An 11,864-nucleotide genomic window follows, 5' to 3' on the forward strand; every position below is an offset into this window, starting at 1 on the left:
GAAAATAACATCAGGCTGGATACGTACAGGTGTTGATAAAACAATTGAAACGACCGGTAGCAGAACCCGATTAAATGTAGTCGGAGCCATTGAGTTAAATAATTTATCGAATGCAGTTACTGCACAATATAAGACTATTAATGGTGACAGCATTATTGATTTTCTAGATAAAATAAAACAACGTTATAACACTCAAAAAAGTATTCACTTAGTGCTGGATGGTGCTGGTTATCATCGCTCTCATCTGGTAATTGAGAAGGCAATAGAGCTTAATATAATACTCCATTATCTTCCTCCCTACAGTCCAAATCTCAACCCTATTGAGCGACTGTGGAAGGTAATGAATGAACATGCGAGAAATAACCGTTATTTCGCTACTGCCAAGGCCTTTCGAGAAAGCATCAATCACTTTTTTGATGCAACTTTGCCTGTAATTGGTGCTGATTTAAATACGAGAATTAACGATAACTTTCAGAGATTTTAACCTGCAAGTTGAAGTGTGTCAGGTATAGTCATCTACTTTCAAGCTCTTATTTGGATTTTTGAGATTGAATTACGATCACTTTGAATCGCATGATGAGGCAGTACAATGAGACAAGTATTAAGAGATAAGGCCATCGCGGTGTGCGATAAAAAAATTTTAATGAAAGGGGATAATGTAGGCCTTTCATTTTATGCTTTTTTTGCCAATAAAAACGAGACACCTGAGCTATTGATGGAAGCGGCCACTTGGTGGATTGAAACGCATCAATTAAATCATTTTGTCAAAGCACACAAGATTAAAGAGATGATTGAAAAGGGCCTGTAATAGCGGTTCGTTAAACAAGAGCACCAAGAAACCAAGAGCAAAAAGTTGAGTTTACTCTTTAACCTTCTTTTTCTTCGTGCCTTCGTGGTTAATGGCTTTTGAATTTACAAATGTCGCTTATGTAATGCGCTTACCAAAGTAACTTATTATCACTTAGCGTAAGCTCTTTTTGTAAAGCATCTTGGCCATCATATAACCATACTTCGACAAGGTAAGTTGACTGATTAGTTAAGCTGACAAAGGTATTATCAAATTGTCCCTGCTGTAAATCACCCGCCACAGTACGGCTACTTGAGTCAGGATAAAAACGACCTGAAGGTAATTGTTGGTAATCACCATAAACAGAAATATAAGCGCGTTGTAATTGATATTCTGAAAGTGAAACGCTGACTTGTACTGCCTGTTTACTGGTGAATAAAAACTTAGGTGACGCGACTAAATCTTGCATTTCGATAGCCGTTTGTGTGCTCTCCGCTGCGCCACTATTATTGGCGATTGTGATTAATGGGATTGCGCTATCGGTATTAGTATCCGTTGCATTGCTATCTGAGCCTGCAGCGCTTCCGCCACCACCGCCTCCGCCACCACAACCAATCATTAATACACTCATTGCCAACAAGCTTGATCTTTTTATATTTAAAAAAAACATAATATTACTCCACTGATTAGGTTCAAGATTAAAATAGGTGTTGTTGTGCTGCTTGTTCTGTTTCGTGCCAGTTACTTTTGTTTAGACCTTGTGATTCAACAAATTCTTGAAAGTGCGGGTAAGCGAGAATGATTGCTTTTCTTTCCGTTGGCCATTGCCATTGGTCACTGACTTCTAAAGCCCAAGGCAAGTTGTTAGCTGTACGGAAATAACGTCCTATCTCTGGATTACTATCATCATCACCTAAACCCCAAAAATCGGCGTTGAATTTTTCGGTGGGCGCTTGATCCACCAAATGAATTTCTAGGCCTCGACCAGGATGACTGGTGAATATTTCACCATGATAAAGTCCTTCCGTGGCAAAAATAAACGGGTCAAAAGGGGATGCATCCATGCTATCTAAAGCAATGGGAGTAATAAGGGGAATGCTAACTTCAAAGTCAAAAGAGGTATTCTGATTACAACCTGTTTCGCTACGGTAATGTTTACAGATACTGCTGACTTGCTTCCATAGGTCTTGGCTAATGACGACCACTGCATTTGCATCATTAGTGCTATTATCGGCTTCTAAAATGTCATAGGTAGTTGCCCCATTTTGGCCACTATATTGCTGTTTTATATCGTTATGTAATAAACGTAAGGTTTGTGCATTGACATTGGATGTTGCAATACTTGGGAAATGAACGGCAAAACCATTGTGGTAATAGCCACCTAAGGCTTGTAACTCACCTAAAATATCAATACGTACGACGGCATTATCACGTATCACTTCAACGGTTCTGTAACGCATCACCACATCATTCATATCGTAGTCATCACTGATTGGCCATTGGTCTTCATAGGCTAAAGTTAACCAGCTACCTTCACTTGGGTGGTAGCGGTAACTTAATCCTGATTCACTGATGTTGATTGGGTGATCTTCTACTTCGCCACTGGTGCTGCCACCAAAAAATGATAAACCACTTTGTTGGCTAAAACGGAATCGACTCCAGCTACTACTGGCAACTGCATCGGTAGGCACACGTAAAATTAAGTTATTGTTGCCAGCGACTAAAGTGACATCTGCAAAAATGTGTTCATTGGCATCATTAAAATCACCGTCATTATTCCAATCAAACCACGCATTTAATATACCGCTATTAGAGGCGTAAACGCTGACCACTGAATCGAGGCCGATTTCTAACGCGGTAACAAAGTTAACGCCATCTTCATCGTCAAAACTGGTGTTATTAACTTCACTGCTATCATCGGAATCTGCACCTGTGTAACCATCGTAATCACCATCGGGAGCAGTGATGCCTAAATAGGTAGTGCCATCTAATAAATGACGTGGCCCGTTGCTGTCTAATGACGTCATATAGCTACTCGGCGCATCACCAAAATCGATAGTTGAAGCAATATCGACATCGATTAATGGCGCGCTTGCACAACGTGCTCCATCATTTTGGCTAGAGCTAGGCCCATCGGCAAACTTGACCGCTGCCACGCTTAAATTCTCATCGACTGGCAGCGTGGCCGCCTCGGTTAAGCTCGATAAATCGATACGATAAATTTTACCATCTTGATTACGTGATAAATAAAAGTAACCGTTAACATCAAAATACATCGCACCAAAGGTCCCTGTTTCACCACTATTCCCCAGTGCAATAGCGCTGCCATTTTCAGGATTAATTTGATAGAGAATACCGCTGCCATTATCTACGCCGTAAAGCTGGCCCGTTGTAGGATGAAATGCAAAATCCGTTAGGTTAATGCTACTGCTGGTGGTTATTTTTATCGCCGTGAGCTGCGCGTTTACATCGTTATCTAAAGGCGTTAAATCAACGCGGTATAAACCTTTTCCTTTACGATAAAGGTAATAATAATGGTCTGCGACATCACCAACAAAAAATGTAGTATCTGCGGGTAATCCTGATAGGTTGAGTGTGATAACTTGAAAGTCACTGCCCATACGCACCATTTGTAGGTTGGAGGTATCAAAGCCATATAAATATCTGTCTTGCTCATCAAACCCTAAACCGTTGATGTTGGCATTAATGCCGGGATCATCTTCGATTAAGTCATAGTTGCCTGTGACCAGATTGATGCCGTAACTGGCAACGGGATTACCCTGGAAGAGAAACGCTTTACTTGGGCAGGTTGAAAACGCCTCTGCTTTGCTTGCGCCACTAAATAAAAGCAAACACAAAATACAGGCCAGTAACAGGATCTCGACAATGATTGACTTAAGTCCTGTTGAGCTCAGCGTGTTAAAGCGCTGGTTGATGTTGTTATGATAGTTATCGTTCATGGTGTGACTCCATTTGCTATGATTTTTCAGAGATAACTAAGCTATACACAAGTTGTATGCCAACCAGGTTTAAATAAATATTAAAGGGCCATGACGGCAATGTTTATAGGCTTGTTGGGTTTTGTTTTTTATTTTAAAAGTAAATAGTGGAAGGCTCTAAGTGTGCAAAATTGCATTTTGCGAAGCGCAATGCATTGCAGCTAAGCGTTATTACTTGCTTTGAGGTGGCGCTTAAAAAGGAATGCTCAGCCGCATCATGTTAATAGAGGCTGTGAGGCGTTATTTATAGGGGTTAAAGGGGGGATTGGCTTTGTTTGGCATTAACTATGCAGTGCATTGAGTAGAGCGGATGAATGAACGCTGCATTGGTTAGCTAAAGGCCGTGTGGAAACAAGCATGGCATAGTGCGATAGGGGGAAGTATGAATGTATCTAAAGTCTGGATCCTGTTAGATAGCCGTCACGCAGGTGGCATAGAGTCTCATGTGTTGCAGTTAGCACAGGGGTTAAATGCACATCAGGTAGATGTTTGTGTGGTGTTTTTAAAAGATTATGGTGCGCATCCTTTATATCAACATTTACAGGCATTAGGTATTCAATATACAGTGCTCGATGGGCAATATAATAAATTGTATAAGTTACTCAAAACGCAACTTCACGCTGTGTTACATACCCATGGTTATAAGGCAGGCATTATTGGCAGAGTGGTCGCGCGTTTATTACATATGCCGGTGATCAGCACTTATCATGCGGGCGAAATTGGCCATGGAAGATTGGCATTTTATGATTGGTTAGACCGAAGCAGTGCTTTTTTGGCGAATCATGTGTTTGCGGTCAGCCCTAAAATCGCGGCACGTTTACCCATTGGCGCAGAGGTGTTTGATAACTTTGTTGATAATAGCAAGCTGTCCCTTGGCCAAGGAAAACAGGTCGCTTTTGTGGGCCGAGTCAGTGATGAAAAAGGGCCTGATTACTTTTTACAAATAGCAAAATTGTTGCCTGAAGTAGAATTCCACCTTTATGGTGGTGGCCCTTTATTTACTCAAATGCAACAAATCGCAACACCAAACATGCACTTACACGGGCAACAAGATGATATGTCACAGGTCTGGTCTAAGGTCGGGTTATTAGTCATGCCATCTCGTTTTGAAGGATTACCGATGGCAGCATTAGAGGCAATGGCAAGAGGTATTCCGGTACTTGCCTTTAATGTTGGCGCGTTAAATAAGTTAATCTGCGAGGGTAAAAATGGCTGGTTAGTCGCACCTCATGATGTGCAAACATTAGCCAATAAAGTTAATTTATGGCTGACGTTTAGCGAACAACAAAAAGAGAATTTTCAGTTAGCCGCCCAGCAAAAAATTAATCACCAATTCGCTAGCCACGTTGCCATTCCTAAATTAATCGAAAAATATCAAAAACTATATATATGAGCGTACGGCCTCTTTGATGTTTCGTTTTATAAGAGGCTATTTCTACTGTGACTAAACTCACGCTACGCTAGTTTTTACGATGAACCTTCTCTTATTACCCTCAATTCCCCTCAATAGTCCTCTTTTATAAGCCTCTCTAGACCTGCCTTATAACCCACGCTTGTATGACTTCCTTTTAGGCTATCCCTTAGTGATAAGTCATAAACTCTGCGAGCTATTTAAAATTTCAAAACGCAAATTGCAAACGCATTTGTTTTTTGCAATTTGCAATGCAGATTACTAGCAAGCGCTTAAATTTATTAACACTTAATACCTTAAATAAAATTAACTCATAAAAATCAATCAGATAAAAAATTTTAATAGTTGGAACAAGGTTTGCTCTATTAACTATATCACTTCCTCATAAGGTTCATTTTATGCAAACGGAAAATAGAACGGGCACTAAAAACATTTTGTTTACGCATTACGGTGATAACTGGATAAGAGGCAGTGAGCGATGCTTATTAGATTTAATGACAAATATCGATACGAAAAAATACACGCCTATTCTATGGTGCAACCAGCCCATCATGGCGCAGCAAGCCAGAGCACTCGGTATCAAAGTGTTTTGTTCTCATTTTTCAATTTTATTGGGCTGGCAAGCACCGCGGTTTAATGTGCTTAATTTCCTGCGCTTAATCAAAGAAGCGAAACAATTAATTACCACGTTGCACATTGATATCGTGCATGCCAATAGTGCCGTGCCTTGCCAATGGTTAAATATTGCCGCGCGCCAGTTACATGTGCCGCTATTATGTCAGATTCATGCAATCTATCCATTACGTGACCGTTTAACGTTTGGGCTTTATCACGTGAGTAAAGTGGTCGGGGTGAGCCAGTATGTGATGAGACCTTTCTACCAAGATAACTTACCCGTATCACGTAGACAGGTAATACCTAACGGCATCGATGATAAAAAATTATCTCAGCAAGCCTTAATCGATTTACATCATGGCTTAAATATTAGTTGCGGTACCTTTGTGATTGCCGCCGTGGGTTCATTGATCAAACGTAAAGGCATGGACTTAATCATTGATGCGTTAGCGCTGTTATTAAAAAAACAGTTGCCGATGCATCTGCTTATTATTGGGGACGGACCCGAAAAAGAAGCACTTACAGCTCAAATAGCGTCACTGGGTTTACAGCAACAAGTCACCTTATTAGGTGAGCAGGATAATGTTATGGGCATTCTGCGTGGTACTGTGAATCTATTTGTTTCTGGGGCTCGCGAAGAAGCGTTTGGCTTGGTATTTGCTGAGGCAAGTTTAGCTGGGCTCGCTATCGTGGGCCCCTACATTGGAGGAATACCTGAGGTTGTCAAAAACAACGAAACAGGTTTATTGGTGAGTCCTGAAAACAGCTTTGCATTAAGTATTGCGATTGAAAAGCTCTATCAGTCACCCTCATTAGAGTATCGATTAGCAAAATCAGGGCAGAAACATATCTTGGAAAATTTTACCATTCGCCATAATGCCCAACAATTTGAACAAACCTACCAAACATTATTACAAACCCCTGAAGTATTCTCGCCTTGGTATACCAATACATCTTGGATGACATCACTTGTACATGGTTGTCAGCGATTCATGAAAAGAGGGCAACACCATGAAGCATAAAACCCATATTGTTGTAATTGATCCTATTCCCTTTAATGGCGGCTCAAAAGTAGCCACTGCTAATGTATTACGCCAGCTTGACCATGAGGAGGTGCGTATCTCGGTATTGACGGCGGACAAGCAAGCCTGGGGCAATGCTAACTTTACCAAAATGTCTTTTTTTGAATTTGGATTCTTAGAAAATAAAGAGCAAGGCATCGCTTATTTTTTACGCCATTTAGTGATTGCATTTTATCTCTTATTGTTACGTTTACGCTTCGGTAAAATAGATATTACCGTTGGGGCATCGGGTCCCGGTGTTGATTTAGCCATGTACATGGTTAAGCCTTTTTTAAAGCAAAATATCATTCAATTTATTCACGGGCCTGTTGCTACCTCACGCACGATTGCCCGTTGTTTAAATCATGCGGATCAAGTTTATTATCTGCACAGCACACTTGGCTCAATACATAAAACATTACGTGTACTGGGACCGGTGGAGCAGGACTTACCTGCTCATTTTTGCTTATTTGAAAATGGCTTGTGTGATGAAGATTGGCCAACACAATGCCAGATACATTCGCCGGTTATTTTTTGGGCTGCCTCATTATTAAAATGGAAAGGATTAGATTTATTACTGGAGGCTTTAAAGGGCATTGATACGTTATTGCGCCCGCAAACACATATTTGTTATATCAAGCCCCATTCGACTCAATTAGCGATTACCGACGCGCCAGTATCGCTCAATAAAGTGAAATGGTATGAAAGCCCTGCACATATCGACAAGTTACGCGCCAGTGCCAATATTTTCATTTCAAGCAGTAAAAATGAACCCTTTGGCCTGTCAATTTTAGAAGCGATGGCGGCGGGCATGTGTGTGCTTATTCCGGCCGATGATGCTTATTGGGATCATATTTTAGAAGACAATATTAACTGCATTAAATACCAACCTGACAATGCACAAGATCTGCAACAAAAAATACTGATGCTTAATAAGAATATGCCTACGGTGATAAAAATGGGCCAAGCCGCCGCTCAGTTAGCATTACATTATCGTGCCTCTGTGCAATATCAAGACATTAAAAAGAACATCGAAATGCTGTGCCGCTGTGCGCCTGATTCTACTTTAGTGAATGGTTAGCCTATGAAAATTATAATAAGTGATAGCGTCAAACAAAGCTGTTTATACGGGGGAAGCATTGCCTTAATGAAAGGGGTGTCGCTATTACTTTTACCCTTTATTGCCGTGCATCTGAGCGCCTCTGAATTTGGTCGACTTGAGGTGATTACTAGTTTGGCGATTATCGGTAGCATTATTGTGGGCATGGGCCTACAAGATACCTTATTTCGTTTTGCAGGTTGCGCTAAAGACAAGCAGCAACAACGTCAGGTGAGCGCTGAAATATTTTCATTAACACTGATTATTGGTGGTTTTGCATTATTGGTCGCTTGGTTTGCTGCCGCTTGGTTTACTACTTTAATCCCCGGTGAACCGAGTGTTTATGAAGTGCGATTAGTACTGTTGATGCTTGCGCTAGAGGGTTGTATTGCGATTCCACTTGCTTGGTTAAGAATGAATAACAAAGCAGGATTATTTTTCTTTGTTAGTAGTGGGCGTGCATTGTTACAGGCATTACTGGTCGCTATTTTATTAATCTTCGAACGTGGTGTTGCTGGAATATTAGAGGCTGCGTTATTGGCTGCTGTTCTGCAGGCGCTAATATTGGGTTATTGGCAAATTAAAGACACGGGGTTGCATTTTAGTCGTCGCACCAGTTACCACTCTTTTGTCTATAGCTTGCCTATCGTCGGCAGTGGCATGGTGGCCTTTGTTTTGAATGGCTTAGACCGTTGGGTACTCGCGGACTACACCTCGTTAATTGATGTGGCTGTATTTGGTATTGCAGCTAAATTCGCATTAGCCATGATATTGTTATTACAACCCTTTGGAATGTGGTGGTCTCCACGTCGCTTTGAAGTATTACAGCGCATTGATGGTAAGCAACAAGTCGCAAAAATGATTGTACTTGGCAGTTGTTTAGCATTAACTATTTCGGTTTTTGTAGCCCTTATTTCTCCTTCATTAATTATTGCTTTATTACCCGATAATTATCATCAAGCAAGTGCTTATGTGCTTGCGATTGTATTGGTTTATTTATTCAAAGAGTTAGTTGAGCTGTTTAATATTGGCTGTTTTCATGGCAGTACCACAAACAGTCAATTAATCATTAATATCATCGGTGCCAGCGTAGGGTTATTCGCCATGTTATGGCTGACACCTTTATATCAAGTATGGGGATTAATTGGTGCTCTGTTATTAGCACAGGTTATTCGTTTTATCTTGTTTTATAAGGTCAGTCAGTATTATTTACCATTAGATTACCCGATCATCAATTTATTAATATTCGCGCTAGTGGCTGCCCTGTGGTTATTTGTAGGCACGCAAATAAACGGTTTATTAAGCCTATTTTTTACCTTAATCGCGAGTATGATCTGTTTATTATTTTGCGCGCATTATTTACATCTATTTCGTTTACCCCGCTTTTCTGGTGAGCAAGTTTCACTATGAATGACACAATAGAACGTCCATCAGTATTATTACCCGCACTGAGTTGTACTTTGGTATGCGGGTTGGTTGCAATGCTGTGGCCGTTGATTCCTAATCCGCTTATTTTGGTGGTCATTGGCTTCGCACCTATTGCGTTGTTAGTGGTATTACGTTTGCCATTTCTGTTTGTTTTACTGTTTATTATTTTTTCATTTTTCCGCATTCATGAAGTTGTGCCGCAAATTTATAATTTTAAAATTCCGCTTTTATTATCATTGGCTTCCTTAGGCGCACTTGCCTGGCACACGCTGATATCACATGAACTTAAGGTTTATTGGCGTCCAGAGTTAAGCGTATTAACACTATTTTTTGTGCTGGTATTCATTGGGGTGATACTCGCCAGTAATCGAGGCGTTGCAATAGAGTATTTCAAAATCATTTATTGGAAAATTATTATCATGACCTATGCCGTGGCATGGCTTTCGCGTAGTGAAAAAGACTTTGCCTTAAGTTGTCGATTAATCACGCTCTTTGGCATGCTGGTGGGCCTTGTTGCGCTTTCAAACCAGGTTAACGGCATTGGTTTGGTGGAAGGGACGCGGGTTACTATTGGACGTGCTATTGGCTCGGTATTAGGCGACCCGAATGATCTCGCGTTGGTATTAATGTTTCCGGTGGCGTTTGCCTGCAGTTTGTTCTTTACCAACAACATGGGCTGGTTTAATAAAACACTGGGTGCGGTGAGTTTACTGGTCCTGTTTTTTGCCATTATTGCCACACAAAGTCGTGGCGGGTTATTAGGTATGTTGAGTATCTTTGGCGTTTTTGGTTATCGAAAAATCAAATCTAAAACGCTTTTTTTTACTGTGATTATTATAGGGGCCGCCTTGTTATTTATTTTTGCGGGTATTTCGGGGCGTGAATCAGGTGGCGCTGCTGAAGATGGCATTGATGCCTCGGCAATGGGGCGTTTATATGCCTGGGAGGCCGCCTTTGGTATGGCGGTTGATAATCCATTAACTGGGGTGGGCCTTAATAACTTCTATTCTAATTATTATTATTACAGCCAGCATTGGGATGGCTTAAACCATGCGGTGCACAGTACGTGGTTTGGCATATTAGCGGAAACGGGATTTTTAGGACTCATCGTTTTTATTGCCTGTATTGTATTATTAATTAAAAGTGTCATGACCAGCTTAAAACGGATCGAAACACACTCAGACTTGGTCTCTCCCGCCATTTATGGCATGGCGCAAGCGGTGTTTGCAGGGTTAATTGGCACCATTGTCTCTGCGACTTTTCTGACTCAAGGTTTTACTTGGCCTATTTATATTTTAGCAGCCCTAGTGATTGCGATTGCCCATTGGTGTGATAGCCATTTACCGACTGATGCCATAACCAAGAAATCACCGCTTGATAGAAAATTTCAGAAAAAGACAAAAGCAATTAACCACGAAGGCACGAAGAAAGAGGAAGGTTAAAACCTTAAAACTTAATCCTTTTTAGGATTTTCTTCGTGTCCTCTGTGTAGCGAAGCGCTTCGTGGTTATATTTTTAATGTTTCGCTTCTTTCTTTACTGCTTTCCTTAATTGCAATTTGCGAATGTGCTTTGCAAATTACTACTCAAATACACTCTCAAAATGAGAGTGAATACTTAACTTATTGAATTTTATTAAGATTAAAGTTGGCGCGTTCTCTGCAATACCTCTGCTATGTGGTCATACGATAAATTAAATATCAGATTAGCAAATGGGGAGTGGTTATTTATGAAAGCATTTACAATAAACCAAAGTAAACAGTGGTTAAAAACAAGTCCTAATCCCATTGCTAAAGTTATCTTTAAATCGCTTAAAGCGGTACTGCATCTTGAACTTCCTGCCCCTAAATTTATATTACGTCTTGTCTATTCTGCGTTCATTTTTACGCGCAACCTGATTGCACATATCATGCGTATTTTATGCTGGACACCTTTGTTTAAAGGGCGTGTTCAATCATTGGGTAAATATCTGAATCTTTATGGCGGGTTACCTTTTATCAGTGGTCCGGTACAAATTAGCATTGGTGATAACTGCCGCGTTTCTGGACAATCCACTTTTTCAGGGCGTACGACCGGTAACATAGTGCCCACCTTAACCGTTGGTAATAACGTTGATATTGGTTGGATGACAACGATTGCTGTTGGCAACACTGTGCAAATAGGTAATAACGTGCGTATTGCAGGGCGCACGATATTAGCCGGCTATCCAGGCCATCCATTAGACCCGACTGATCGCGCTAAAGGTTTGCCTGAATTAGATTCGCAGGTTGGTGAGATTATCCTTGAAGATGACGTGTGGTTAGCAACAGGCGTTTCGGTGATGGCAGGCGTGCGTATTGGCCAAGGAACGATTGTAGCTGCGGGCAGTGTAGTGACACATGATTTACCGGCAATGGTATTGGCGGGGGGCATTCCCGCTAAAGTCATTCGCAGCCTCAAAACACACAACAGTGAGGCGAAATAAT

General features: G+C 41.0%; 10 protein-coding genes. 8 read left to right on the top strand and 2 right to left on the bottom strand.

Going from position 1 to position 11,864, the window contains the following annotated elements; all coding sequences use genetic code 11:
* Both CXF74_RS16310 and CXF74_RS16315 read left to right on the top strand, forming a co-directional pair.
* Positions 1 to 484: IS630 family transposase (locus tag CXF74_RS16310; RefSeq protein WP_157822435.1), on the top strand; the 484-nt coding region annotated here is incomplete at its 5' end.
* 105 nt (positions 485 to 589) lie between these two features.
* Complete coding sequence (locus CXF74_RS16315; protein ID WP_101083596.1) at positions 590 to 808, top strand: DUF6500 family protein; 219 nt, start codon at positions 590 to 592, stop codon at positions 806 to 808.
* A 130-nt stretch (positions 809 to 938) separates the two neighbouring features.
* Here CXF74_RS16315 and CXF74_RS16320 read toward each other — a convergent pair whose 3' ends face one another.
* The gene (locus CXF74_RS16320; RefSeq protein WP_101083597.1) at positions 939 to 1,457 is read right to left on the bottom strand and encodes a hypothetical protein; all 519 of its coding nucleotides are present in this window, start codon (positions 1,455 to 1,457) and stop codon (positions 939 to 941) included.
* A gap of 28 nt (positions 1,458 to 1,485) precedes the next feature.
* Positions 1,486 to 3,747: an LruC domain-containing protein gene (locus CXF74_RS16325; RefSeq protein ID WP_101083598.1), complete on the bottom strand. Its 2,262-nt coding sequence runs from the start codon at positions 3,745 to 3,747 to the stop codon at positions 1,486 to 1,488.
* A gap of 421 nt (positions 3,748 to 4,168) precedes the next feature.
* On the opposite strand from CXF74_RS16325, the gene CXF74_RS16330 reads away from it, so the two are divergent.
* The 6 genes from CXF74_RS16330 (at position 4,169) to CXF74_RS16355 (ending at position 11,863) form a co-directional block, all read left to right on the top strand.
* Positions 4,169 to 5,179 carry a glycosyltransferase family 4 protein gene (locus CXF74_RS16330; RefSeq protein ID WP_101083599.1) on the top strand — a complete coding sequence of 337 codons (1,011 nt, stop codon included), beginning with the start codon at positions 4,169 to 4,171 and terminating at the stop codon, positions 5,177 to 5,179.
* A 416-nt stretch (positions 5,180 to 5,595) separates the two neighbouring features.
* Positions 5,596 to 6,834, top strand: coding sequence for a glycosyltransferase family 4 protein (locus tag CXF74_RS16335; protein ID WP_101083600.1), 1,239 nt, complete (start codon positions 5,596 to 5,598; stop codon positions 6,832 to 6,834).
* Positions 6,824 to 7,954 (top strand): glycosyltransferase family 4 protein, encoded by a 1,131-nt coding sequence (locus CXF74_RS16340; RefSeq protein ID WP_101083601.1) that lies wholly within the window; start codon positions 6,824 to 6,826, stop codon positions 7,952 to 7,954. Before CXF74_RS16335 ends, CXF74_RS16340 begins: the two co-directional genes overlap by 11 nt.
* A gap of 3 nt (positions 7,955 to 7,957) precedes the next feature.
* The gene (locus CXF74_RS16345; RefSeq protein ID WP_101083602.1) at positions 7,958 to 9,382 is read left to right on the top strand and encodes a lipopolysaccharide biosynthesis protein; all 1,425 of its coding nucleotides are present in this window, start codon (positions 7,958 to 7,960) and stop codon (positions 9,380 to 9,382) included.
* Entirely contained in the window at positions 9,379 to 10,842 is a 1,464-nt protein-coding gene (locus CXF74_RS16350; protein ID WP_101083603.1) for an O-antigen ligase family protein, read from the top strand. The genes CXF74_RS16345 and CXF74_RS16350 overlap by 4 nt, the downstream gene beginning before the upstream one ends.
* 286 nt (positions 10,843 to 11,128) lie before the next feature.
* Positions 11,129 to 11,863 carry an acyltransferase gene (locus CXF74_RS16355; protein WP_101083620.1) on the top strand — a complete coding sequence of 245 codons (735 nt, stop codon included), beginning with the start codon at positions 11,129 to 11,131 and terminating at the stop codon, positions 11,861 to 11,863.
* The last annotated feature ends 1 nt before the right edge of the window (position 11,864 follow it).

The organism is Psychromonas sp. Urea-02u-13 (assembly GCF_002835995.1).
GTDB lineage: Bacteria > Pseudomonadota > Gammaproteobacteria > Enterobacterales > Psychromonadaceae > Psychromonas.